A 23,572-nucleotide genomic window follows, 5' to 3' on the forward strand; every position below is an offset into this window, starting at 1 on the left:
AAAAAAGCACAACAAAAATCGGCTTCACGTCACAAACTGTAGTGAAATTACGTTTTTCTGATGTATTATTCTCATACCAATGCCGGACCCGCTGTTCGCCACCACGAACGCGCCGCGCTCCTTTCAACCGAGACAAGCACCCAAGCCGACCGCCATGCGCCAGCCAGCACCTACTCCTGCCATCACCGCCACCGCCAGTTTCCAGTCCCTGCAAGCGCATAGCGCCAGCCTGCGCGAAGTGCATCTGCGCCAGCTGTTCGCCGCCGACCCCGCACGTTTCTCGACGATGACGGTCGATGCGGCCGGCCTGCTGCTCGATTACTCGAAGAACCGGGTCGACGCCACCGCCATGGCGCTGCTGATGGACCTGGCCCGCGAGCGCGGCGTGGAAGCGCAGCGCGAAGCCATGTTCACCGGCGAGAAAATCAATCTTACCGAACATCGGGCCGTTCTGCATACCGCCTTGCGCGCGCCGCGCGGCACCAGGCTGATGGTCGATGGACAGGATATCGATGCTGACGTGCAAGATGTACTGCAGCGCGTCAAGGCATTTACGGACAAGGTCCGCAATGGCAGCTGGCTCGGCTACACAGGCAAACCGATTTGCGACATCGTTAATATCGGCATCGGCGGCTCGGACCTGGGCCCGAAAATGGCGTGCCTGGCGCTGCGCTCGTATGCCAACCCGGGGCTGGAAATGCACTTTGTTTCCAACGTCGACGGTCACGACATGGAAGCGACCCTGTCGAAAGTCGATCCGGAAACCACCCTGTTCATTGTTGCCTCGAAAACCTTTGTTACCGCTGAAACCATGCTCAACGCCAACACGGCGCGCGCCTGGTTCCTGCTCGAAGGCGAAGAAAAGGATCTGGCGCAACACTTCGTGGCTGTCTCGACCAACACGCAAGCCATCGTCGACTTCGGCATTTCGCCGGACAATATGTTCCCGTTCTGGGACTGGGTCGGCGGCCGTTATTCCGTCTGGTCCTCGATCGGCCTGGCCGTGGCCCTGTCCGTCGGTTTTGAATATTTCAGCGATTTCCTCGCCGGTGCGCATGCGATGGATCAGCATTTCCGCCAGGCGCCCCTCGAAGACAACATGCCCGTCGTGCTGGCCATGGTCGGCTTCTGGAACCGTCAGTTCCTCGATTGCGGCTCCGTTTCCATCGCACCGTATCACCAGGACCTGAGCCGCTTCGCCGCCTACCTGCAACAGCTGGACATGGAAAGCAACGGCAAGCGCGTCACCAAGGATGGCGTACCCGTCGATGTGCCGACCGGCCCCGTCATCTGGGGCGATTGCGGCACGAATGCCCAGCACGCGTATTTTCAGCTGCTGCACCAGGGCACGGACATCACCCCCATCGACTTCATCGCCGCCCTGCGCGCCACGCACGATTTGCCGGGCCACCACGATGCCCTGCTGGCGAACTGCTTCGCCCAGTCGGAAGCCTTCATGACAGGCAAGACGGCCGAGGAAGTGCGCCTTGACCTGCAGGCGCAGGGCTTGCCGGAAAGCGAAATCGAAGCGCTGGTGCCGCACAAGACTTTCCCCGGCAACCGCCCCAGCAACACCATTTTGATGGACCAACTGACCCCGACCACCCTGGGCGCCCTGATCGCCTTGTACGAACACAAGACCTTCGTGCAGGGCGTCTTGTGGAACGTCAACAGTTTCGACCAGTGGGGGGTGGAACTGGGCAAGGTGCTGGCCAAGAAAATCCAGGCCGAACTGACGGGCGAAGCCCGTCCCGACCACCACGACAGCTCGACCAATGGCTTGATTGCCCTGGCGAAAGCCGCCAAGGCGGCGTATTAACTTAATTGAGGTTTATGAATATTTACGAAATCAAAGTAGTCAGCGACAAGGCCATGCAAGTGGGCGAATGCCCGCTCTGGCATGGCAAGGAAGCGGCCCTGTACTGGGTCGACATCGATGGCCGCGCCGTGCACCGGCTGCACCCGGCCAGTGGCAAGCATGCGCAGTGGACCATGCCGACAGAACCGTCGGCGCTGGCCATCAACGCCGGCGGCGGCCTGATCGTCGCCCTGCGCAGCGGCTTTGCCCACCTCGACACGAAGACGGGCAGCCTGGCGCACATCGCGCCGGCGCCGTTCGACATGACCACCACGCGCTTCAACGACGGCAAGGTTGACCCGGCCGGCCGTTTCTGGGTCGGCACGATTTTCGAGCCGCGCAACACTGACGCAGCGGAAATGTTCGTGCTGGAAAAGGGACAAGTACGCAAGGTCTGGTCGGGCGGCATGACCGTGTCGAACGGCCTGGGCTTCAGTCCCGACGGGCGCACCATGTATCACTCGGATACCACCACGCACCGCATCGACCGTTTCGACTTCGATGCGGCCACGGGAGCCATTTCCGCGCCACAACCGTTCCAGCGCTTTTCCATGGACAAGAAAGCGTTCGATTACGGCGGGCGTCCCGATGGCGCGGCCGTCGACAGCGAAGGCAATTACTGGTCGGCCATGTTTGAAGGCGGCAAGATCTTGCGCTTCGCCCCCGATGGCCATTTGCTGGGCGAAATTACCGTGCCCGTGCGCTGCCCCACCATGGTGACGTTCGGCGGCCCCGACCTGCGCACCCTGTACATCACCAGCGCCAGCCACAACCGCTCGGCAGCAGAAATCGCCGACTACCCGTTGACGGGTCACGTGCTGTCCGTGCGCGTGGACGTGGCGGGCCAGCCGGAAACGCCTTACCAGGCGTAACACGGTCAGGTATGAAAAAGCGCCGGCACCCGCGAGGGTCCGGCGCTTTTTTAACGCTCACGTAGGTCGGATTAGCGGGGCAAGGCCCCGCGTAATCCGACAACAGTGTTGGCCATGGTGCCGTCGGATTACCGCGACAGCACCTTGCGGATCGTCTCGGCCAATTCAGCCGCGACGAACTTGGCCACATAACCGTCGGCGCCCACGCCCTTGACGTGGTCTTCGTTGGTCGAGCCCGTCAGCGACGAGTGGATCACCACGGGAATGTTGGAGAAGCGGCCATCGTTCTTGATGTTGCGCGTCAGGGTAAAGCCGTCCATTTCCGGCATTTCCAGGTCGGTCAGCACCAGCGCGACCTTGTCTTTCGCCGTCTTGCCTTCCGTGGCCGCCTGGGCCGAGATCGCTTGCAGGCGCTCCCACGCTTCCTTGCCCGTCTTGGTCATGATGAAAGGCACGCCCATCGCTTCGAGGCCCTTTTCGATCAACGAGCGGGCCAGCGAGGAATCGTCGGCCGCGAGAATCACGGCGCCGGCCGGCAAGCGCACTTGCGGGCCGATGCTGTTTTCGTCCACGTCCGGGTCGCCCGACGGCAGCACGTTGCGCAGGATTTGCTCCACGTCCAGCACTTGCGCCAGGCGGGTCTTGTCCGTGTCGCCATCGAGGCGGGCGATGCTGGTGACGAGGCCGCCGCCGACGCTCGATTCGGCCGACAAGACCTGATTCCACTCGAGGCGCACGATTTCATCGACCTCTTCCACGGCAAACGCCTGTGTCGAGCGGGCAAATTCCGTCACCATCAGGATCTTCAAGCCGCTGCTCTTGCAACCGACCGCCATCGGCAAGTCGATCACGGGAACGATCTGACCACGGATATTGACCACGCCCAGCATGTGCGGGTGCGAACCAGCCACCGCCGTGATGGCCGGCATTTCCATGATTTCACGGACTTTGAACACATTGATGCCGAACAGTTCGCGGCTGGCCGAGTGATCACTGGTCCCCAGCTTGAACAGGAACAGTTCGAATTTGTTATTGCCTGTCAGGCTGGTGCGTTCATCGACATCTTGCTGCATTGAATTCATTGTGTCCCCTTGAGCCGTCTTGTAAAGTTAAGTCGCCCGCCCCTGATGCTGCGGACAGTGCGGACTGCACGTCGCATGGACGCCGGACGGCGGGTTTGGGGCATGGCCGGCGCTAACGGTGCAGTGTATATCGTACAACTTCATACAACCAATAGTTGCTATCGATTCGAGCTTGAATTATACGTTTTTTTACTTTCTTCAAAGCTACTTTACGCTGCCAACGGCGATCCTGACAGCATTTCTTGATTTCCTTGTTGCTACAGCGCAAATGATGACGGAGAGAATCGAAAATTTCCCTGGCAACCATGGTTGCTTTGCAAAGCCGATAACCAGCATGACGCTGCGCCGGCGCCGGCGAACGGCATATAATGGCCATGCCGGCATCGCAGGCAGGCATACCGGGCAAAATGGCGACGGCAGCGGATGGAATGTAGTAAAATTTCTTGCAATTGCCTGTTCTACGTAGTAAATTTACACCATCGATTATAGTAGCGACAGACTGGCACTTCCGGTCGGCTTTCTCCCCGCTCCGGCCCTTTTACTTTTGCGACGACACTCACTTATGGCACTTACCGATTTTGACCTGGTCCTGTTTGGCGGCAGCGGCGATTTAGCAATGCGCAAGTTGTTGCCTGCAATGTATGCGCGCGACGTCGCGAACGATTTGCCGCCGACGGCGCGCATCATCTGTGTGGGCCGCCAGGACAGCGGCCAGGATGCCTTCCTGAAAATGGTGGAGACCAATTCGCGTCCCCACATCAAGGCCAGCACCCTGAACGCCGCCACCTGGAGCAAGTTCTGCGCACGCATCGTGTACGTGTCGCTCAACGCCAGCGATGCGGCCACGTACGCGCCGCTGGTCGAAGCGCTGCGCGGCGACGCCGACCTGACGCGCGTGTACTACCTGGCGACGCCGCCGCATCTGTTTGCCTTGATCTGCGACAACCTGGAAGACAACGGTCTGGTCACGCCGAATTCGCGCGTGGTGCTGGAAAAGCCGCTGGGCCGCGACCTGGCCAGCGCCAAGCAGATCAATGCCGAAGTGGGCAAGGTCTTCCAGGAATCGCAGATCTACCGTATCGACCATTACCTGGGCAAGGAAACCGTGCAGAACTTGCTGGCCCTGCGCTTCGGCAACATCCTGTTCGAACCGCTGTGGCGCCGCGAATGGATTTCCGACGTGCAGATCACCATCGCCGAAAAGCTGGGCGTGGGCAACCGCATGGGTTACTACGACACCTCGGGCGCGCTGCGCGACATGCTGCAAAACCACTTGCTGCAACTGCTGTGCATCGTCGCCATGGAACCGCCGACCTCGATCGCGCCGGACGCCGTGCGCGATGAAAAGCTACAAGTGCTGCGCTCGCTGAAAAAATTCACACCGACCACCCTGGCGCAAAACATCGTGCGCGGCCAGTACCGCGCCGGCCACGTCGACGGCGCCACCGTGCCGAGCTACCGCGACGAGCCCGATGCGCCGGAACATTCGCGCACCGAAACCTTCGTCGCGCTGAAGGCGGAAATCGACACCTGGCGCTGGGCCGGCGTGCCGTTCTACCTGCGCACGGGCAAGCGCATGGCCGACAGCCTGGCCGAGATCGTCGTGCGCTTCAAGCAAATTCCGCATTCGATCTTCAACCAGCCGACGTCGAGCTTCCAGCCGAACTGCCTGGTGATCCGTTTGCAGCCGGACGAAGGCTTGCGCATGAACCTGATGGCGAAAACCCCGGGCGACGGCATGCGCTTGAAACCGGCGGAACTGGAACTCGATTTCCGCGAATCGTTCAAGACCCCACGCATGGACGCCTACGAGCGTTTGCTGCTCGACGTCCTGCGCGGCCAGCTGACCCTGTTCATGCGCGGCGACGAACTGGAAGCGGCCTGGGAATGGGTCGAGCCGATTCTCGACAGCTGGGAACAGAACGACAGCGCGCCGATTCCGTACACGGCCGGCACCTGGGGCCCCGCGGCCGCCAGCGCCCTGATCGGCCGCGACGGCTTGCAGTGGCGTGAAGAGGCCTTGCCAGAGGACTGAAGCCGTTAAGATTTGGCTTAACCCTGAACGGCGAAATACTGGGGTCGGACCCTGAGGGTCCGACCCCGGAACTTTGCTTTTGGGGTGAAAAGGACGCAAACTTACGGCATTACTGCCAGAAGATCAATCAATGCTACTCGATTCCATCCGCACCCAGCTCGATTCGCTCTCCAAGTCGGAGAAAAAGGTCGCGCTGGCCGTGCTAGACCAGCCCAACCAGACGGTCAGCCAGAACATCACGGCGCTGGCGAAAAGCGCGCAGGTGTCGGAACCGACCGTGGTGCGCTTTTGCCGCACCCTGGGCTATGACGGCTGGCATGAATTCAAGCTGAAACTGGCGCAGGGCCTGGCGCTGGCCATGCCGGGCGCGAACGAGCAGCCGGCGCAGGACGATCTGGCCGCCGACCTGGTGAATAAAATCTGCAGCCGCTCGATCAATACCCTGCTCGACCTGCGCAACAACCTGAATCCGGAAGCGATCCAGCGCGCGCTCGACATCCTGTCGCGCGCCAGCAAGATCGAATTCTATGGCCAGGGCACGTCGGGCATCGTGGCGGCCGACGCGCAGCACAAGTTCTTCCGCTCGGGCGTACCGACGGTGGCCTACAGCGACCCGAACATCCACAGCATCGCGGCGGCCCTGCTGCGCGGCGGCGACTGCCTGGTGGCCATCTCGCAGCGCGGCAACAGCCCCGCCCTGGTGCGCTCCGTGAAACTGGCGCGCCGCGGCGGCGCCGACGTCGTCGTGCTGGCCCCATCGGGCACGCCGCTGGCCGACCTGGCCACCGTGCTGATCCCGATCGACCTGGTCTTCAACACCGACCCCTACACGCCCATTTCGGCGCGCCTGGCCTACCTGGTCGTGATCGACGTGCTGGCCGTGGGCCTGGCCCTGCAACGGGGACCGGAATTCCGCAAGAAGATGCAGAATGCGCAAAAGGCGCTGCAGGAATTCGACATGCAGTTTGATTCGTTTATCGGCTAAAAAGCGGCAATCCGGGGCCAGACCCGCCGGGTCCGACCCCGGCACTTTAGCCCTTGGGTTAAAAGCGCCGCCACCGTCCCGCATTCGGTACAATACCCTGGCAAGCCCATTCACTCTTTCCTGTGCAGCCATGAACCAACTCGAACAACTGAAGCAATTTACTACCGTGGTGGCCGACACCGGCGACTTCCAATCGATCCAGGCCTACACGCCGCGCGATGCGACGACGAATCCGTCGTTGATCCTGAAGGCCGTGCAGAAGGATGAATACAAGCCGCTGCTGGAAAAGGCCGTGCGCGACCATCCGAACGCCTCGACCACCGAGATCATCGACCGCCTGCTGATCGCCTTTGGCGTGGAAATCCTGCAAACCATCCCCGGCCGCGTCTCCACCGAGGTCGATGCGCGCCTGTCGTTTGACACGCAGGGCACGGTGGCCAAGGGCCGCGACCTGATCGCCCTGTATTCGAACGCGGGCATTGCCCGCGAGCGCGTGCTGATCAAGATCGCCTCCACCTGGGAAGGCATCCGCGCCGCCGCCATCCTGGAAAAGGAAGGCATCCGCTGCAACATGACCCTGCTGTTCTCGCTGGCCCAGGCGATTGCCTGCGCCGAAGCGGGCGCCCAGCTCATTTCCCCGTTCGTCGGCCGCATCTACGACTGGTACAAGAAATCGACGGGCATCGACTACATGGGCGCGGAAGACCCGGGCGTGCAATCGGTGCGCCGCATCTACAATTACTACCGCAAGTTCGGCTACAAGACCGAGGTGATGGGCGCGAGCTTCCGCAACACCTCGCAAATCCTCGAACTGGCCGGCTGCGACCTGCTCACCATCAGCCCCGACCTGCTGCAAAAGCTGGCCGACAGCGATGCGCCGGTGGAACGCAAGCTGAGCGCCGAAGCGGCGCCATCGACCAACATCGTGCAAATGTCGCTGAACGAAGAAGCCTTCCGCTTCATGATGAATGAAGACGCGATGGCGACGGAAAAACTGGCCGAAGGCATCCGCGCCTTCTGCGTCGATTCCGGCAAGCTGAAACAGATGATCGCGGCGCTGCGGTAATCGCATCATTACGACGGGCGAAAAAAAGCGGCGCCGTGCATTGCACGGACGCCGCTTTTTTTATTCTAGTCGTCCTCGTTGGCCTCAGGGCGACTGACGGCACCATTGCGAGCGGCCGCAAATCACGACGCGCAGCAGGTGCCGTCAGGCGTCATCAAGAGCAACGGAAGGTGGCCACGCCCTGGTAGTTGGCGCCATTCGCCAGCTGCGCCTTGTAGGCGGCGATCAGCAGATAGCGGCCAGCGCCGCCGTCGCCCAGCATCAGCTGCGCGCCCGTGCCATTCGACAGGTAGCCACCGGTGATGCTGCTCGACGCGGCCGACGCCATGGTCGTCGAAGCCGATACCTTGCCCGTGCTGCCGCCGGCGCTGGCGTCGATGGCCAGCACGACCTTGGCGCCCGAGGCATCGAAGGACATGCTGGCAGTGCCGCTGGCCGTGCCGAAGTTGGCGGTCGACGAGACGCTGCTGCCGCCCGTATAGCTAGGCGCCGTGAACGTGCCCGCATCGCAGGTGAAGGTGCCGGTCGCTGGCAGCGCGGCGAGCACGTTATAGGCGACGTAATGCCCACTGGCATTGTTGCCGCTCAACGTAGTGGCGCCCGTACTATTGCTGAACGCGCCCTTGAACCAGCGTCCCTGCGCAAAGGCCGCGTCGCCGCTGATTTCGCGCGTCACGGCCGGGTTGCCGGTGAAGACGATGCCGCTGATCGTGCTCAGGGCGCCGGAGGCATCCTGTACCAGCGGGCTGGCCTTGCCACTGCTCTGCAAGCCGATCGACGTAAAGATGTAGCGGCTGTTGTCGCCATTGGCGAAACGGGCGCTGACGGCACCCGTGTTTTCGCCGGTGGCCGTTGGCACGACGGGAACGACGGGCGCCACCGGATCGGCAGGCTTGGCCGTATTCACGACAGCCGTCGTGTCGGATGGGGAAGACGAACCGCCGCCACCGCAAGCGGCGAGCGAAGCGGCGATCAGGGTCAGAACAAAAGCGTGATTCAGTTGCATATGATTCCAATAAAAAAAAGCAAGGCATAAGGAATCCTTGGCACATGCCAAAAATTCAACGTCCAATATTATGCAACATTTCTCAATAGAATAGTTGCCTTAAAGAAATTTATTAATACTAACAATGTGACTATACCGAGCGCGTCTGTGCCGTGTCGCCGCGCTGGCGGTAAAATACCTGGCTACAGGCCGCCAGCGACTACTCATGCAATCACCGATCACCATCCGCCTGGGCCGCCGCGCCCGGGCGCGCATCGCCGAAAACGGGGTGCGCGCCAGCGACATCGCCATCATTCCCGCCGCTGCGGGCGGGCCGAAAGGCTTGATCCTGCACCAGCTCGATTGCTGGCTGTTCGGCGACTTCCTGCCGCAGGCACCGCGCCCGCGCCAGTTCGTCGGCGCCTCGATCGGCGCCTGGCGCATGGCCGCCGCCGTGTTCCCCGACCCGGTGGCCGCGCAGCGGCGCCTGGTGCGCGAATACGTGGGCCAGCGCTATCCCGACAAACCCGATGCGGCGCACGTGAGCCGCACGTGCCGCGCCCTGCTCGACGCCGTCCTCGACGGCCAGGATGCGCAACTGCTGCGGCATGAGCGCCATAGCCTGTCGGTGCTGGCCGTGCGCGGCATCGGCGCGCTGGCGCAGCCTGGCAAATGGCGCGACCGGCGCGGCTTCCTGCTGGCGGCCGCCGGCAACGCCGTGGCGCGCGCGCGTCTGGCCGCCTCGCTGGAACGCACCGTGTTCCATGCCGGACCGGACGGCGCCAGCTGGCTGCGCTCGCGCTTCGACGCCTTTCATTCGCATTTCGTGCCGCTGGCGCAGGACAACCTGCGCGACGCGCTGCTCGCTTCCGGCTCCATCCCGCTGGTGCTCGACGCGGTCACGGACATCGCCGGCGCGCCGCCAGGGCGCTACTGGGACGGCGGCCTGGTCGACTATCATTTGCACCTGCCCTACCAGCGCGAACCGGACCTGGTGCTGTACCCGCATTTTGCCGACCATATCGTGCCGGGCTGGCTGGACAAGACCATGCCCTGGCGCCGCGCGCGCCGCGGCGATGGCGCACTCGACAACATGATCCTCGTCTCGCCCTCGCCCGCCTTCGTGGCCAGCCTGCCCAACGGCAAATTGCCGGACCGGCGCGACTTCCCCCATTACGGCCAGGACCACGCGGCGCGCATGCGCGACTGGCGCCGCGCCATCGCGGAAAGCGAGCGCATGGCGGCCGCCTTCGCCCGCTGGGCCGAGCAGCCGGACTTGCGCCAGGCGGGCGATCTGTAGCACGGGCGTGGCTGCAACAGGCGCAAAGACAAGCGCGCTTTTCCCTCGCCTCTTGGTCACTTATCAGTGCATACTATGTCGCACAGGCAACCTTTAATCTCTCTGCGACAGGAGTTCCAACCATGCACGCCCTCTCCCACCTTCGTATCGGCACGCGCCTGGCTGCAGGCTTCGCGCTGGTGCTGCTGCTGTCCGTGATCTCCACCTCGTACGCGCTGTACAGCGCCAGCGTGAATGCCGAAGCGACGCGGCAAATGATGGAAAAGCCGCTGGCCAAGGAACGCCTCGTATCGGACTGGTACGTACTGATTTACTCGGCCATCGCGCGCACTTCGATGATCGCCAGGAGCACGGATGAAACCCTGTCGAACGTGTTTGCCGACACCATCGCCGACAGCACCAAGCAGGGCGGCGAGCTGCTGAAGCAAATCGAAACCCTGCTCGTCAGCGACGAGGAAAAGGCCATTTTCAAGGCGTCCATTGCCGAACGCGTCAAGTACCAGGACGCCAAGACCCTGGTGATGAATGCGCGCAAGGGCGGCAATGCGGCGCAGGCGGAAAGCGTCTACCGCGACAGCTTCGCGCCGGCCGCCGCCAAGTACCAGAACAACGTCAAGGCCCTGCTGTCGCAGCAGCGCCAGGCCATCGACGCCACGGCGCACGCGATCGAGGCGGCCAACGGGCGCAGCTTCACCCTGCTGCTGACCTTGTGCGCGCTGGTGGTGGCGCTGGGCAGCGTCTGCGCCTGGCTGATCACGCGCTCGATCACGCAGCCGTTGAAGGCCGCCGTGAAGGTGGCCGAAACGGTGGCCGACGGCGACTTGCGCACGCATTTCGGCACGCCTGCCAGCGATGAAATCGGCGACCTGATGCGCGCGCTGCACGGCATGAACGAGGCGCTGCGCAAGGTGGTGTCGGAAGTGCAGACGGGCACCAATGCGATCGCCACGGCGTCGGGCGAAATCGCCGCCGGCAACCAGGATCTGTCGGCGCGCACGGAACAGCAGGCCAGTTCGCTGGAAGAGACGGCGTCATCGATGGAAGAATTGACCAGCACCGTCAAGCAGAATGCGGACAACGCGCGCCAGGCCAACCAGATGGCGGTGGCCGCCTCCAGCGTGGCCGAACGGGGCGGCGGCATCGTCAGCCAGGTGGTCGACACCATGGGAGCCATCGATACGGCCTCGACGAAAATCGTCGACATCATCGGCGTCATCGACGGCATCGCCTTCCAGACGAATATCCTGGCCCTGAACGCGGCCGTCGAAGCGGCGCGCGCCGGCGAGCAGGGGCGCGGCTTTGCCGTCGTCGCCACGGAAGTGCGCAGCCTGGCGCAGCGCTCGGCCGCCGCGGCGCGCGAAATCAAGACCCTGATCGGCGACTCGGTGGAACAGGTCAACAACGGCACGCGGCTGGTGCAGCAGGCCGGCAGCACCATGGGCGAAGTGGTCGACAGCGTGCGCAGGGTCACCGACATCATGGCCGAGATCACTGCCGCCAGCGCAGAGCAAAGCATGGGCATCGACCAGGTCAACCAGGCCATCGCGCAGATGGACCAGGTGACGCAGCAAAATGCGGCGCTGGTGGAAGAAGCGGCGGCGGCAGCCGAAAGCATGCAGGACCAGGCGGCGCGCCTGGCGCAGGTGGCGGCCGGCTTCCAGCTCGAGCACGTGGCCACGGCGGCGCCGGTGCGCGCCGCGCGGCCGGCCAGGGCCGCCATCGCCACCACGCAAAAACTCGCGCCACGCCCGCCCCAGGCCAGGGCCGGCAAACCCGCAGCACCCAAGGCGGCCGGCATCGCGGCGCGCAAAACGCCATCGCACATCGCTGGCGAGCAGGACTGGGAGGAGTTTTAAGCCCGCGGTTTTAAGTCCGGCGTTAAACCCGCTTTCCAGCACCGTGCAGGCGGCGGCAAGGCGCTTGAAACCATTTGACAGCGGCGCCAGGCGCGCCGATACTGGTTTCAGGTGGGACTGGCGCGCCACCGCGACATGAGACAGCCGGCGCCTCCAGGGAGAGACCATGCGCCCCTATCTTGTTTTCGCCTCTTGCTTCAAGCGCCTGGGCGCCGCCCTGCTCTGCGGCGCTTTGGCGGCCTGCAGCGTAGCACCGCCAGCCAGCCTGCCCCCATCTTCAACGACGGCGATTTCGCGCCGGCCGCCGCCATCGACGCCAGCCAGGTCTTTGCCATCGACGAAACCATGCGCCAGTATGTGCGCACGCAAGTGCGGCGCGAAGCGCGCAACAAGAATGACCGCGCGGCCCTGTATGACGCCCTGTACGACAAGAGCAGGCTGAAACTCGAGTACGATGCGGCCATGACCCGCAATGCGCGCGAAACGTTCGCCGCGCGTCAGGGCAACTGCCTGTCGCTGGTGATCATGACGGCGGCGCTGGCACATGAAATGGGCTTGCAGGTGCGCTACCAGGAAGTGCTCGGCGAAGAAAGCTGGAGCCGCAGCGGCGACATGTATTTTGTCGCCGGCCACGTCAACCTGGTACTGGGCCAGCGGCTGGACGACAAATCCGGCAGGTACGATGCCAAGGGCATGATGGTGATCGATTTCCTGCCGTCCGCGGAGATAGGCGGCTACCGCACGCGAGAACTCGACGAAGCGACCGTGCTCGCCATGTACATGAACAACCGCGCCGCCGAAACCATGAGCGAGGGCCAGCTGAATCAGGCATACTGGTGGGCCAGGGCAGCGCTGCTGCAAGACCCCTCGTTCAGCGGCGCCTACAACACCCTGGGCGTGATCCAGTTCCGCCATGGCGACCTGGCGCAAGCGCGGCGCACTTTCGCCCATGCGCTGACGCGCACGCCGGACAACACGGTGCTGCTGTCGAACCTGGCGCAGGTGCTGGAAGCGTCCGGCCTGCCCGAAGAAGCGCTGCCGCTGCGCCGGCGCCTGCTGGCGCTGCAGCCGCAGCCGCCTTTCCACTACTTCAACCTGGGCAAGGCGGCCATGCAGCAAAACGATTACGTGCGGGCGATACAGCTGTTTTCACGTGAAATCGCGCGCGACCCGTACTACCACGAATTTCACTTCTGGCTGGCGCAAGCCTATGCGCGCCTGGGCCAGATGGAGCAGGCCGGCAAGCAGCTGGAACTGGCGATGAACAACAGCACCACGCGCAGCGACCATACTCTGTATGCGGCCAAGCTGCAGCGCCTGCGCGCCGTCACCACGCATTAATCCTCCAGGAACATCTGCTGCAGGTCATTCAGGAAGCACAATCCCCGTTCCGTCGGACGGATGACCTGGTGGTCGCGGTACAGCAAGCCTTTCGCTTCGGCCGCATTGAGCGGCTGCTCGATGGCGTTGAGGGCCAGGCCCGTACGCTCGGCGAACAAGTTCGGCGCAAAGCCCTGCGTCAGGCGCAGGGTATTCAACATGAATTCGAAGCCCATTTCCTCGCGCGCCAGTTCGCGCTCTTCCTGCACCGGATTACCGGCCAGTACCGCGTCCATGTAGGCGCGCGGCTGCTTGTAGCGGGCCTGGCGCAGCACGCGGTGCGGGAACGAAATCTTCGAGTGCGCGCCCGCGCCGATGCCGAGATAGTCGCCAAATTCCCAGTAATTGCGGTTGTGGCGTGCCTGGCGGCCCGGCTGCGCATAGGCCGACACTTCATAGCGGCCATAGCCGGCCTGTGCGGCGCGCGCGGCCACCATATCGGCGATATCGGCGCTCTCGTCGTCGTCCGGCAGCGCGGGCGGATACTTGGCGAACAGGGTGTTCGGTTCCAGGGTCAGGTGGTACAGCGACAGGTGCGGCGGCGCGAACGACAGCGCCGTCTCCAGGTCCTGCCGCGCTTCGTCCAGCGTCTGCGTGGGCAGCGCGTACATCAGGTCGAGGTTGAAATTGTCGAAGTTGGCATGCGCGATCTCCACCGCGCGGCGCGCCTCGTTGTCGTCATGGATGCGCCCCAGCGCCTGCAGATGGCGGCCATTGAAGCTCTGGATGCCGACCGACAGCCGGTTGATGCCGCTGGCCCGGTAAGACTTGAATTTTTCCGCTTCAAAGGTGCCCGGATTGGCTTCCATGGTGATTTCGCAATCGGGCTCCAATGGCAGCAGGGTGCGCACGTCCGACATCAGCCGGTCCAGGCCCGCCGCCGACATCAGGCTGGGCGTGCCGCCGCCGATGAAGATGGTGTGGATCTTGCGGCCCCAGATCAGCGGCAGCGCCATCTCCAGGTCCAGCCGCAGCGCGGCCAGGTATTCGGCTTCCGGCAAGTCGCCGCGCACCTCGTGCGAATTGAAGTCGCAATACGGGCATTTTTTCACGCACCACGGAAAGTGAATGTACAGCGACAGCGGCGGCAGGGCCGTCAGGTTCAGCGCGCCCGGCTGCAGGTACTTCAGGGCCGCCCCGGCCGCGCCGGAAATGCCTTCCTGCGGCACGGGCCTGGCTGCCGACTTGGCGGCCGATTGGGCAACGGCGCCCACCAGTTTGATCGGGATCATCGCAGCTTTTCCACCAGCGCGCGCAGGGCCTGGCCGCGGTGCGACAGCGCGTTCTTTTCATCGGACGTCAGTTCGGCCGCGCACTTGCCCAGCGCGGGAATGAAGAAATGCGGATCGTAGCCGAAGCCGCCGTTGCCGCGTGGCGTGGCGATCATCTCGCCGTTCCAGCGGCCGTCGGCGATCACGGGCTGCGGGTCGTCCGCATGGCGCACATACACCAGCACGCAGTAGTAATACGCGGACTTGTCGGCATGCGCCTCGAGGTCGGCGATCAGCCTGGCGCTGTTGGCCGCATCCGATTTCGGCTCGCCCGCATATCGGGCCGAGTACACGCCGGGCGCGCCGCCGAGCGCATTGACGCACACACCCGAATCGTCTGCCAGCGCCGGCAAGCCCGTCAGGCGAGATGCGTGGCGCGCCTTTTGCAGGGCGTTTTCAACGAAGGTGTGGAACGGTTCGTCGCTTTCCGGCACATCGTATTCGCCCTGGGCGTGGACGGAAAAACCGATGGTCGAGAGCAGCTCGTTGAATTCCTTGAGCTTGCCGGCGTTGTTGGAGGCGAGGATGAGGCGTTGGGTCATGTCAGTAGTCCGGTTGAAGTGCCGACATTGTAAACCTTTTGCGCTCCCCTCACCCTGGCCCGCCGCTGCCGAAAAAAACGGCAGGTGCGGGCTTTTTGCCCGGCGCAGCGGGCGAAGACATGTAAATCTATGTAAAGATTACATGCCGAGAGCTTGCTTTTGCAGGGCGATCAGGTCGGCGATGCCGCCCTGCGCCAGGTCCAGCAGGCGGTTCATGCCGGCGCGGTCGAAGGCGGCGCCTTCGGCCGTGCCCTGCACTTCGATGAAGTGGCCCGCTTCCGTCATCACCACATTCATGTCCGTGTCGCAGCCCGAGTCTTCCACGTAGTCGAGGTCCAGCACCGGCATGCCCTGGTAGACGCCCACCGAGATGGCGGCGACGAAGCTTTTCACGGGGATGGCGGCGATCGCGCCGCGCGCCTGCAGCTGGGAAAACGCGTCATACGCGGCCACCATGGCACCCGTGATCGAGGCCGTGCGCGTGCCGCCGTCGGCCTGGATCACGTCGCAATCGAGGTGCAGGGTGCGTTCGCCGAACGCCTGCAAATCGAAGGCGGCGCGCAGCGAGCGGCCGATCAGGCGCTGGATTTCCTGCGTGCGGCCCGACTGCTTGCCGCGCGCCGCTTCGCGGTCCATGCGCGTGTGCGTCGAGCGCGGCAGCATGCCGTACTCGGCCGTCAACCAGCCCTGGCCCTTGCCCTTCAGGAAGCCCGGCACCTTGTCTTCGATGCTGGCTGTACAGATGACCTTGGTGTCGCCGCACTCGATCAGCACCGACCCTTCGGCATGTTTGGTGTACTGGCGGGTGATGCGGATGGCGCGCAGCGCATCGACGGCGCGGCCGCTCGGGCGGGATTCGAATGTCATGGGGATGTCCTGTGTGATTGGGGTTGCGGCAGCGATTCTACCACCGCGCGCGCGCCCATTTGCAGCCATGCAACAGCGCAGGGCGCAATGGCGGGCGGCGCACACATGATCCCTACAATCCTGCCCCGCCAAACACAATTTTCTTTACAATGCCGTAAAACGCACACTATTCAGCAATTTTCAGGCCATCGGGCACTTCGGTCCTGTTTCGCGGCGCGGGCAGTATTGCCTGCGCTGGCTGATTAAGTGTATAAGTGACTGTATACAAGATCAAATCGGGGAATCCTTTGAGCATTTCAAGCATGACAGGCTACGCGGTTGCCACCAGCGAAGGTGCTGCAGGCACACTGACAATTGAAATCAAGAGCGTCAACTCACGCTTTCTCGACCTGCAATTCCGGATCAACGACGATCTGCGGGCCCTGGAACCTGACTTGCGCGCCGCCGTCATGTCCGCCATCACGCGCGGCAAAGTCGAGGTACGCCTGAGCTTTGGCCGCAAGGCTGCGACCGCCGGCACGCAGGCGCTGAACGTGCCCCTGCTGACCGAACTGGCGCGCCTGCAAAACGAAGTGGGCCAGCATTTTGTCTCCGCCCCCGTCATGACGGTGGCAGAACTGCTGCGCTGGCCTGGCGTCATCGAAGAAGCGCAAGTGGGACAGGAGTCCCTGCAGGCGGACGTGGGCGCGCTGACCAAGCGCACCGTGGCCGCCTTCGTCGACAGCCGCAAGCGCGAAGGCGCGGCGCTCGAAGCGGTGCTGGTGTCGCGCATCGAAGCGATGGAAGCCATCGTCAAGCGCATCACGCCCTTGATTCCGCAAGTGGTGGCGGCCTTCCAGCAAAAAGCCATCGAGCGCATGCAGGATGCGCTGGGCCTGGCCAGCCAGGGCTCGAATTCGGCCCTGTCGCGCCAGGACGCCATGGAACGCATCCGCCAGGAAGTGATCTTGTACGGCATCCGCATCGATGTGTCCGAAGAACTGGCGCGCCTGTCGGCCCACCTGGGTGAAACGCGCCACATCCTCACCAAGGGCGGGCAAGTGGGCAAGCGCCTCGACTTCATGATGCAGGAACTCAACCGCGAAGCCAATACGCTGGGCGCCAAGGCCTCCGTCAAGGAACTGGCCGACGCCTCGATGGACTTGAAGCTGCTGATCGAGCAGATGCGCGAACAGGTGCAGAACCTGGAATAAGCCATGACCGCACCACGCATCCTGACGCTCGCCAGCGTCACCCTGGCGCTGCTGGCGGCAGGCGCGCAAGCGCAACCTGCGCAGCAGCCGTCGCCGTATGCGGTTGAAGGCTGCGCCTCCGGGTGTTTCGCTCTCAAGGAACGCGGCGCCGCCATCTACACGGGCGCCGACGCCGCCTCCTACCGCATCTGCTCGCGCAGCAACCTGGGCGCGGAAGTCTCGGTCGACAGCGCCATCGTGCGCATCAGCAACCGCGACTGCACCGATGTGAATGGCCGGGCCATCGTGCTCAATAGCGGCGAAATCGCCCTGGGCCGGCTGCCCCGCTGAACCAGGGCATGCAACTTACGCCAGGCGCGCTCCGGTGCGCGCCCTGTCGCTGGCGGCGATGACGACGCAGGCGACAAACAGTACGATGCTGTACTCCACGCCGCCGGCGCCATGCTCGCCCACGAACCAGCCCTTCGCCGCATGCACGATGACGATGCCGCCAAGACAGATCACCATCAGGCCGGCCGCCGCCCAGCGCATGTATTTGCCGGCGATCAGCAAACTGCCGCAAACGATCTCGACGATGGTAATCGCCCACACGACAGCCAGGCCATAGATAAATCCCTTGTCTTCCAGAAAACCGGCAAAGCGGGGAATGGTGCCGTTGGCGATGCGCGTGATGGCGTGCGCCATGAACATCACGGCGATGGCCACGCGCAGCAACAGCATGGCCTGGGCAATACTGAGAAACGGGAAATTTTTCATGCGCACATCCTGTCGATAAAGAAAAAATATTCCAAATTAGATAACTATTTCTTCAGGATAACAAGCAAAATATGTGCAGGCGCGGCGGCCAGGCGCATCGCAGGGCTGGCTCGCCGCCTTGCCTCTTGGTAAAATACCGAATTGGGCGGCGCCCATGCAAGCGCACACGCCGCCATCACACGCAAATGGAAAGATCCGCATGAGCCACCCTACCGCCTTCTCCGGCAGCCTGTTCGTGGTCGCCGCGCCATCGGGCGCCGGCAAATCGACACTGGTCAATGCATTGCTGGCGCAAGAGCCCGGCATCAAATTGTCGATCTCGACCACCACGCGCCCCCCGCGTCCGGGCGAGCAGCATGGCCGCGAGTACTATTTCACGACGGCGGAAGACTTTGTCGCGCGCGCCGACCAGGGCGAATTCCTGGAATGGGCGGAAGTGCACGGCAATTACTACGGCACCTCGCGCATCATGGTGGAACAGCAAATGGCCGCCGGCACCGATATCCTGCTGGAAATCGACTGGCAGGGCGCGCGCCAGGTGCGCAAGCAATTTCCCCGCGCGGCCGGCATTTTCATCCTGCCGCCATCGATCGATGCGCTGGAAGAACGCCTGAACAAGCGCGGCCAGGACGAGCCGCACGTGATCACGCGCCGCCTGCTGGCGGCCGGCGGCGAAATCGCACACGCTCCCGAGTTCGAGTATGTTATTATCAATGAAGAGTTTACGGTCGCTTTGTCCGAACTGAGCGCGATCGTGAGAGCGGCCCGTTGCCGGTTTGCGCAACAAGCGGCCCGCAACGCATCGCTATTCGCCCAGCTGGGCCTGCACGCAGAGTAAAAACGCTGCAACGGCACGCCAGTTCACACAGCACCACGCAAAAATTTTAGGAGTTACTATGGCCCGTATCACAATCGAAGATTGCCTGAAGCAAATCCCTAACCGTTTCCAGCTGACCCTGGCTGCGACCTATCGCGCACGTCAGTTGTTACAAGGCCACACCCCAAAGGTGGAAGCCAAGGACAAGCCTACCGTCGTCGCACTGCGTGAAATCGCTGCCGGTAAAGTCGGCATCGAAATGCTGAAAAAGGTCCCGATGTAAGTGGGAACCCGCGTGCCGGAACAGTGCTGACCCCTGGTTCTACCGTATTCTTTATTCACACTGTGAAGCAACGCGACGTTTTATGAGTCTGACCCCAGCCGACACGACTTCCGCAGCACTGCCGCCCCTGGCCTCGCGCCAGGCGGCAAAATCGCAGGGCGCTTCCGCGCCCGGCGCCGGCACGTCCGGCAGCAACACCACCGCAGCACCGCCAGCGCCCGCCCTCGGCGTGGCTTCCGTCAGCCACCTGGCCGACAAGCTGGCCGAATACCTGTCTCCCGCCGACCTGAAAAAAGTCAAGGAAGCCTACCGTTTCTCCGACGAAATGCACCTGGGCCAGATGCGCCGCTCGGGCGAGCCGTATATCTCGCATCCGATCGCCGTCGCCGAAATCTGCGCCGACTGGAAGCTCGACGCGCAAGCCATCATGGCCGCCCTGCTGCATGACGTCATGGAAGACCAGGACGTCAAGAAGGAAGAATTGATCGAGCGCTTCGGCGCTCCGGTGGCGCACCTGGTCGACGGCCTGTCTAAGCTGGAAAAGATCGAATTCCAGAGCCAGATCGAAGCGCAGGCGGAAAACTTCCGCAAGATGCTGCTGGCCATGGCGTCCGACGTGCGCGTGATCCTGATCAAGCTGGCCGACCGCCTGCACAATATGCGCACCCTGGACTTCATGACGGCGGCGAAAAAACGCCGCATCGCCAGCGAGACCATGGAAGTGTACGTGCCGATCGCGCACCGTCTCGGCCTGAACAACATCTACCACGAGCTGCAGGACCTGTCGTTCTCGCACCTGTATCCGATGCGCTACCGCACCCTGGCGAAAGCCGTCAAGGCGGCGCGCGGCAACCGGCGCGAGGTGGTCAACAAGATCATGGAAGCGGTGAAAAGCACCTTGTCCATGGCCGAGCTCGAAGCCGACGTCACGGGCCGCGAAAAGACCCTGTACGACATCTATAAAAAGATGCGCAGCAAGCATTTGTCGTTCTCGCAAGTGCTGGACGTGTACGGTTTCCGCGTGGTGGTGGGCAGCTTTGCCGACTGTTACGTGACCCTGGGCACCCTGCACAGCCTGTACAAGCCCATGCCGGGCAAGTTCAAGGATTACATCGCGATCCGCAAGCTGAACGGCTACCAGTCGCTGCATACGACCGTCATCGGCCCGTACGGCACGCCCGTCGAATTCCAGATCCGCACGCAGGAAATGCATCGCACGGCTGAATCGGGCGTGGCGGCGCACTGGCTGTACAAGAGCGGCGAATCGAACCCGTCCGACCTGCAGCAGCGCACCCATGCGTGGCTGCAATCGCTGCTCGACATCCAGCAGCAGACGGGCGACTCGGCCGAATTCCTTGAACACGTCAAGGTCGACCTGTTCCCCGATTCCGTCTACGTGTTTACGCCGAAGTCGAAGATCATCGCCCTGCCGCGCGGCGCCACGGCCATCGACTTCGCCTACTCGATCCACACGGGCATCGGCGACCAGACCGTGGCCGTCAAGATCAACAACGAAACCTCGCCCTTGCGCACCGAGCTGCACAATGGCGACATCGTGGAAATCATCACCGATTCCTCGTCGCGCCCCAGCCCGACGTGGCTGTCGTTCGTGCGCACCGGCAAGGCCCGTTCGGCCATCCGCCACCACTTGCGCACGATCAACCTGCCCGAATCGATCGCCCTGGGCCAGCAACTGCTGTCACAGGCGCTGCACACCCTGAACATCGACGCCGACCTGCAAGCGCCATTGGTCGAACGCCTGCTCAACGAATCGAGCGCCAATTCCATGGACGAGCTGTACGCGGACATCGGCATCGGCAAGCGCATGGCCACCCTGGTGGCGCGCCACATCTTCGGCTTGATCGGCGGCGAAGCGGCCAGCATGCCCGTGGAACACAACAGCGGCAGCGAACTGGACCCCGTCACCATCTGCGGCAGCGAAGGCGTGTCCGTGCAACTGGCGCCCTGCTGCCTGCCGATTCCCGGCGACCAGATCATCGGCCAGCTGCGCCGCGACCAGGGCTTGCTCGTGCACACGAGCGACTGCTCGCAAGCGAAACGCCAGCGCGCCAAGGAACCGGACCGCTGGATCGCCGTGCGCTGGGGAACCGAACTGAACCGCCGCTTCGACTGCCGCATCAAGGTCTTGATCAACAGCGAACGGGGCATCCTCGCCCGCGTGGCCGCCGAAATCGGCGAGTCCGACGCCAACATCATCTATGTCGGCATGGACGAAGACAAGGACAACGTGCTCGACCAGCTGCGCTTCACCGTGCAGGTCAAGGACAGGGTCCACCTGGCCGCCCTGCTGCGCAATGTGCGCAGAGTGGCCGGCGTGAACCGCATCTTGCGCGAGCGTAACTGATTCACGCGGCAAAAAGCTGGGGTCAGACCCGCCGGGTCTGACCCCGGATCTCCGCTGCGGGCTACCGGTTCAGTTCCGCAACGCGTCGTAAAAACGCCTGATCCCCCACCGCAAATTCAGCATTGACTGCTTCTCGCAGTTGTCCGATGCAGCGATCGCCTAATTCATCCTGAAATAACGATTGGTATGTCTTTTGCCGCTCAAGCACATCACATCCAAGTTGCATATATAAAGAATGCGGAGACAGCAGATCATCATGCACGCCCTGCGCATTGCTTCGATAACTGGACCAGCAATATTGACCAGGCAATGCCACGATACCGGCCCTGACAGGGTTAAGTTCGATATAGCGCTGGCAAATCAATAAATAACGCTCGCCCTGTACCAAGCAAGATTTGTAGCGGCCCTCCCACAAACTGCCGGTGCGGCCATAACGCCAGTTGAAATACTGCACATAACGCTGGTTCAGCATTTTCATCAGCAACGACAGGGACGTTGTGCTTTGCGTGGAAAGCAATAGATGCACATGATTATTCATCAGCACATACGCATGCAGATGGCATGGTGCAAGCGCCAAACAACTGTGCAGATAATCCAGATAACGCTGCTTGTCTTGCCCATCAAGAAAGCAGGCTTGGCGATTCACGCCACGTTGCACCACATGTAAGGGAACGCCGGGCAAGACGAGCCGAAGGCGACGGGGCATGGCAACTCCTGATACCAACTGAATGGTCAGTGTGCCAGCGCGCGCCTCTGGCGTCCTGCGTCACCGCAAGCTTACCCCTCCCCCGGCGCCGGATACGTCACTTCCAGCAACTCCAGTTCCTGCTCGCCCAGCGGCGTGTTGAGGGTGATCACGTCGCCTTCGCGCGCCTTGGTGATGGTGCGGGCCATGGGCGAGACCCAGCTGATCTTGCCGTTCAGGGGGTCGAATTCGTCGATGCCGACGATGGTGATGGTGTGCGTTTCGCCGTCGCTGGTGCGGTAGGTTACCGTGGCGCCGAAAAACACCTGGTCGTTACCATGGTGCACGCTGGGATCGACGATGGCGGCCAGGTCCATGCGTTTGGTGAGGAAGCGGATGCGGCGGTCGATTTCGCGCAGCCGGCGCTTGCCATAGATATAGTCGCCATTTTCCGAACGGTCGCCATTCGACGCCGCCCAATGGACGATGCGCACCACTTCCGGACGGTCGACGTCGATCAGCTGCAGCAGCTCTTCCTTGATGCGCTGGTAGCCGGCCGGCGTGATGTAGTTCTTGGCGCCGGCGGGAATGGCCAGCGCCAGCGCGACCGCTTCTTCATCGTCGTCGTTGTCCGATTCTTTTACAAAGGCTTTATTCATCCGCCTATTGTAGCCCCGCCAGGAAGCCATGGGCACACGGGATGCGGGCGCAGGCGGGCTTTTTTGACGTATCATCGTGGCAATCGCGGCAAACGTGGGCCGCACACGGAGACGGATGAAAAAAATCTACAGAGTCAGGCGCTGGCTGTTCGCGCCGCTGGTCTACCTGGCCGCCATCTGCCTGCTGATCGAGGAATGGCTATGGGCGACGGGCGCGCGCATCATGCAGGTGGTGTCGCAATTTCCGCCCCTGCATGCGCTTGAAGCGTGGATCAAGCGCCTGCCGCCGTACTGGGCGCTGGCCATCTTCGTGCTGCCGGCCGTGCTGCTGTTTCCCGTCAAGCTACTGGCCCTGCTGGCGATCGCGCGCGGCCATGCGTTTTCCGGCATCGGCGTGATCGTCATCGCCAAGCTGGGCGGCGCGGCCGCCGTCGCGCGCCTGTATTCGCTGACGCGCCCTACCCTGCTCAGTTTGCCGTGGTTTGCGCGCTGGCATGGCCTCTTCATGGAAACCAAGGACCGCTGGATCGCCCGGCTGCGCGCCACGCGCCCGTGGCGCCGTGTCAGCCGCCTGTCGGCCGCGCTGGGCCGCGCCCGCCGCGCCTGGTGGCAGCGCTTGCGCAAGGGCACGCCAGGGCGTCATAATTCCCGCCCAGCCAGGGTGCTGCGCCGCTTTGCCGCCTTCTGGCGCGCCCGCCGCTGATGAAGAAAGGCA

General features: G+C 63.0%; 23 protein-coding genes. 15 read left to right on the forward strand and 8 right to left on the reverse strand.

Features of this window, described 5'->3' with window-relative positions:
• Positions 1-154 precede the first annotated feature (154 nt).
• Together pgi and D9M09_RS20250 are read left to right on the forward strand one after the other, a co-directional pair.
• Positions 155-1,819, forward strand: coding sequence for a glucose-6-phosphate isomerase (pgi, locus tag D9M09_RS20245; protein WP_070222459.1), 1,665 nt, complete (start codon positions 155-157; stop codon positions 1,817-1,819).
• Between the two features lie 14 nt (positions 1,820-1,833).
• Entirely contained in the window at positions 1,834-2,730 is an 897-nt protein-coding gene (locus D9M09_RS20250; RefSeq protein WP_070289148.1) for an SMP-30/gluconolactonase/LRE family protein, read from the forward strand.
• A gap of 128 nt (positions 2,731-2,858) precedes the next feature.
• On the opposite strand, the gene D9M09_RS20255 is transcribed toward D9M09_RS20250, so the two are convergent.
• Positions 2,859-3,812 carry a chemotaxis protein gene (locus tag D9M09_RS20255; protein ID WP_070222400.1) on the reverse strand — a complete coding sequence of 318 codons (954 nt, stop codon included), beginning with the start codon at positions 3,810-3,812 and terminating at the stop codon, positions 2,859-2,861.
• Between the two features lie 172 nt (positions 3,813-3,984).
• Between D9M09_RS20255 and D9M09_RS29175 the strand changes: the two genes are divergently transcribed.
• From D9M09_RS29175 to tal, 4 genes are all read left to right on the forward strand, one after another.
• Positions 3,985-4,278 carry a hypothetical protein gene (locus D9M09_RS29175; protein WP_162995756.1) on the forward strand — a complete coding sequence of 98 codons (294 nt, stop codon included), beginning with the start codon at positions 3,985-3,987 and terminating at the stop codon, positions 4,276-4,278.
• A gap of 96 nt (positions 4,279-4,374) precedes the next feature.
• Positions 4,375-5,847, forward strand: coding sequence for a glucose-6-phosphate dehydrogenase (zwf, locus tag D9M09_RS20260; protein ID WP_046685898.1), 1,473 nt, complete (start codon positions 4,375-4,377; stop codon positions 5,845-5,847).
• A gap of 130 nt (positions 5,848-5,977) precedes the next feature.
• Entirely contained in the window at positions 5,978-6,832 is an 855-nt protein-coding gene (locus tag D9M09_RS20265; RefSeq protein ID WP_034750862.1) for an SIS domain-containing protein, read from the forward strand.
• Positions 6,833-6,962: 130 nt separating this feature from the next.
• Positions 6,963-7,898: a transaldolase gene (tal, locus tag D9M09_RS20270; protein WP_070312027.1), complete on the forward strand. Its 936-nt coding sequence runs from the start codon at positions 6,963-6,965 to the stop codon at positions 7,896-7,898.
• A gap of 154 nt (positions 7,899-8,052) precedes the next feature.
• On the opposite strand, the gene D9M09_RS20275 is transcribed toward tal, so the two are convergent.
• A complete protein-coding gene (locus D9M09_RS20275) occupies positions 8,053-8,904 on the reverse strand; it encodes a hypothetical protein (protein ID WP_121670240.1) in 852 nt (283 codons plus the stop codon).
• A 205-nt stretch (positions 8,905-9,109) separates the two neighbouring features.
• Here D9M09_RS20275 and D9M09_RS20280 point away from each other — a divergent pair, with 205 nt between their 5' ends.
• The 3 genes from D9M09_RS20280 (at position 9,110) to D9M09_RS20290 (ending at position 13,380) form a co-directional block, all read left to right on the forward strand.
• Complete coding sequence (locus D9M09_RS20280; protein WP_121670241.1) at positions 9,110-10,183, forward strand: patatin-like phospholipase family protein; 1,074 nt, start codon at positions 9,110-9,112, stop codon at positions 10,181-10,183.
• A gap of 122 nt (positions 10,184-10,305) precedes the next feature.
• Complete coding sequence (locus D9M09_RS20285) at positions 10,306-12,039, forward strand: methyl-accepting chemotaxis protein (RefSeq protein WP_121670242.1); 1,734 nt, start codon at positions 10,306-10,308, stop codon at positions 12,037-12,039.
• Between the two features lie 192 nt (positions 12,040-12,231).
• Positions 12,232-13,380 carry a tetratricopeptide repeat protein gene (locus tag D9M09_RS20290; RefSeq protein ID WP_162995757.1) on the forward strand — a complete coding sequence of 383 codons (1,149 nt, stop codon included), beginning with the start codon at positions 12,232-12,234 and terminating at the stop codon, positions 13,378-13,380.
• Here D9M09_RS20290 and hemW read toward each other — a convergent pair.
• The 3 genes from hemW to rph form a co-directional block, all read right to left on the reverse strand.
• Positions 13,377-14,651 (reverse strand): radical SAM family heme chaperone HemW, encoded by a 1,275-nt coding sequence (gene hemW / locus D9M09_RS20295; protein WP_121670244.1) that lies wholly within the window; start codon positions 14,649-14,651, stop codon positions 13,377-13,379. The genes D9M09_RS20290 and hemW overlap by 4 nt on opposite strands.
• Positions 14,648-15,232: an RdgB/HAM1 family non-canonical purine NTP pyrophosphatase gene (rdgB, locus tag D9M09_RS20300; RefSeq protein ID WP_070222390.1), complete on the reverse strand. Its 585-nt coding sequence runs from the start codon at positions 15,230-15,232 to the stop codon at positions 14,648-14,650. The genes hemW and rdgB overlap by 4 nt, the downstream gene beginning before the upstream one ends.
• Positions 15,233-15,370: 138 nt before the next feature.
• Positions 15,371-16,099, reverse strand: a complete 729-nt coding sequence (gene rph, locus D9M09_RS20305; RefSeq protein WP_046685905.1) for a ribonuclease PH — start codon at positions 16,097-16,099, stop codon at positions 15,371-15,373.
• A 302-nt stretch (positions 16,100-16,401) separates the two neighbouring features.
• Between rph and D9M09_RS20310 the strand changes: the two genes are divergently transcribed.
• Together D9M09_RS20310 and D9M09_RS20315 are read left to right on the forward strand one after the other, a co-directional pair.
• Positions 16,402-17,292 (forward strand): YicC/YloC family endoribonuclease, encoded by an 891-nt coding sequence (locus D9M09_RS20310; protein WP_070222388.1) that lies wholly within the window; start codon positions 16,402-16,404, stop codon positions 17,290-17,292.
• Positions 17,293-17,295: 3 nt separating this feature from the next.
• Positions 17,296-17,622 carry a hypothetical protein gene (locus D9M09_RS20315; protein ID WP_070222386.1) on the forward strand — a complete coding sequence of 109 codons (327 nt, stop codon included), beginning with the start codon at positions 17,296-17,298 and terminating at the stop codon, positions 17,620-17,622.
• Positions 17,623-17,637: 15 nt separating this feature from the next.
• Here the strand turns inward: D9M09_RS20315 and D9M09_RS20320 are convergent, their stop codons facing one another.
• Entirely contained in the window at positions 17,638-18,048 is a 411-nt protein-coding gene (locus D9M09_RS20320; RefSeq protein WP_071650226.1) for a DoxX family protein, read from the reverse strand.
• A gap of 199 nt (positions 18,049-18,247) precedes the next feature.
• Between D9M09_RS20320 and gmk the strand changes: the two genes are divergently transcribed.
• The 3 genes from gmk (at position 18,248) to D9M09_RS20335 (ending at position 21,513) form a co-directional block, all read left to right on the forward strand.
• Complete coding sequence (gene gmk, locus D9M09_RS20325) at positions 18,248-18,886, forward strand: guanylate kinase (RefSeq protein ID WP_099408925.1); 639 nt, start codon at positions 18,248-18,250, stop codon at positions 18,884-18,886.
• Between the two features lie 58 nt (positions 18,887-18,944).
• The gene (gene rpoZ, locus D9M09_RS20330; RefSeq protein ID WP_010400723.1) at positions 18,945-19,148 is read left to right on the forward strand and encodes a DNA-directed RNA polymerase subunit omega; all 204 of its coding nucleotides are present in this window, start codon (positions 18,945-18,947) and stop codon (positions 19,146-19,148) included.
• Between the two features lie 82 nt (positions 19,149-19,230).
• Complete coding sequence (locus D9M09_RS20335; protein ID WP_121670245.1) at positions 19,231-21,513, forward strand: RelA/SpoT family protein; 2,283 nt, start codon at positions 19,231-19,233, stop codon at positions 21,511-21,513.
• A 61-nt stretch (positions 21,514-21,574) separates the two neighbouring features.
• Here the strand turns inward: D9M09_RS20335 and D9M09_RS20340 are convergent, their stop codons facing one another.
• Positions 21,575-22,219, reverse strand: a complete 645-nt coding sequence (locus D9M09_RS20340; protein WP_071653818.1) for a transposase — start codon at positions 22,217-22,219, stop codon at positions 21,575-21,577.
• Positions 22,220-22,290: 71 nt separating this feature from the next.
• On the reverse strand, positions 22,291-22,857 hold the full coding sequence (gene greB, locus D9M09_RS20345; RefSeq protein ID WP_070222382.1) for a transcription elongation factor GreB: 567 nt from the start codon (positions 22,855-22,857) through the stop codon (positions 22,291-22,293).
• Positions 22,858-22,972: 115 nt separating this feature from the next.
• Between greB and D9M09_RS20350 the strand changes: the two genes are divergently transcribed.
• Positions 22,973-23,560, forward strand: a complete 588-nt coding sequence (locus D9M09_RS20350; RefSeq protein ID WP_070222380.1) for a hypothetical protein — start codon at positions 22,973-22,975, stop codon at positions 23,558-23,560.
• Positions 23,561-23,572: the final 12 nt, after the last annotated feature.

The organism is Janthinobacterium agaricidamnosum (assembly GCF_003667705.1).
GTDB lineage: Bacteria > Pseudomonadota > Gammaproteobacteria > Burkholderiales > Burkholderiaceae_D > Janthinobacterium.

Excerpts from the sequence above, each read along its gene's own strand:
- pgi (WP_070222459.1), top strand. The coding sequence starts at position 155 with ATGCGCCAGCCAGCACCTACTCCTGCCATCACCGCCACCGCCAGTTTC.
- D9M09_RS20320 (WP_071650226.1), bottom strand. The coding sequence starts at position 18,048 with ATGAAAAATTTCCCGTTTCTCAGTATTGCCCAGGCCATGCTGTTGCTG.
- D9M09_RS20350 (WP_070222380.1), top strand. The coding sequence starts at position 22,973 with ATGAAAAAAATCTACAGAGTCAGGCGCTGGCTGTTCGCGCCGCTGGTC.
- gmk (WP_099408925.1), top strand. The coding sequence starts at position 18,248 with ATGAGCCACCCTACCGCCTTCTCCGGCAGCCTGTTCGTGGTCGCCGCG.
- D9M09_RS20315 (WP_070222386.1), top strand. The coding sequence starts at position 17,296 with ATGACCGCACCACGCATCCTGACGCTCGCCAGCGTCACCCTGGCGCTG.
- D9M09_RS20250 (WP_070289148.1), top strand. The coding sequence starts at position 1,834 with ATGAATATTTACGAAATCAAAGTAGTCAGCGACAAGGCCATGCAAGTG.
- D9M09_RS20335 (WP_121670245.1), top strand. The coding sequence starts at position 19,231 with ATGAGTCTGACCCCAGCCGACACGACTTCCGCAGCACTGCCGCCCCTG.
- greB (WP_070222382.1), bottom strand. The coding sequence starts at position 22,857 with ATGAATAAAGCCTTTGTAAAAGAATCGGACAACGACGACGATGAAGAA.
- zwf (WP_046685898.1), top strand. The coding sequence starts at position 4,375 with ATGGCACTTACCGATTTTGACCTGGTCCTGTTTGGCGGCAGCGGCGAT.
- hemW (WP_121670244.1), bottom strand. The coding sequence starts at position 14,651 with ATGATCCCGATCAAACTGGTGGGCGCCGTTGCCCAATCGGCCGCCAAG.
- D9M09_RS20285 (WP_121670242.1), top strand. The coding sequence starts at position 10,306 with ATGCACGCCCTCTCCCACCTTCGTATCGGCACGCGCCTGGCTGCAGGC.
- D9M09_RS20280 (WP_121670241.1), top strand. The coding sequence starts at position 9,110 with ATGCAATCACCGATCACCATCCGCCTGGGCCGCCGCGCCCGGGCGCGC.
- rpoZ (WP_010400723.1), top strand. The coding sequence starts at position 18,945 with ATGGCCCGTATCACAATCGAAGATTGCCTGAAGCAAATCCCTAACCGT.
- rph (WP_046685905.1), bottom strand. The coding sequence starts at position 16,099 with ATGACATTCGAATCCCGCCCGAGCGGCCGCGCCGTCGATGCGCTGCGC.
- D9M09_RS20255 (WP_070222400.1), bottom strand. The coding sequence starts at position 3,812 with ATGAATTCAATGCAGCAAGATGTCGATGAACGCACCAGCCTGACAGGC.
- D9M09_RS20275 (WP_121670240.1), bottom strand. The coding sequence starts at position 8,904 with ATGCAACTGAATCACGCTTTTGTTCTGACCCTGATCGCCGCTTCGCTC.
- D9M09_RS20310 (WP_070222388.1), top strand. The coding sequence starts at position 16,402 with ATGACAGGCTACGCGGTTGCCACCAGCGAAGGTGCTGCAGGCACACTG.
- tal (WP_070312027.1), top strand. The coding sequence starts at position 6,963 with ATGAACCAACTCGAACAACTGAAGCAATTTACTACCGTGGTGGCCGAC.
- rdgB (WP_070222390.1), bottom strand. The coding sequence starts at position 15,232 with ATGACCCAACGCCTCATCCTCGCCTCCAACAACGCCGGCAAGCTCAAG.
- D9M09_RS20340 (WP_071653818.1), bottom strand. The coding sequence starts at position 22,219 with ATGCCCCGTCGCCTTCGGCTCGTCTTGCCCGGCGTTCCCTTACATGTG.
- D9M09_RS20265 (WP_034750862.1), top strand. The coding sequence starts at position 5,978 with ATGCTACTCGATTCCATCCGCACCCAGCTCGATTCGCTCTCCAAGTCG.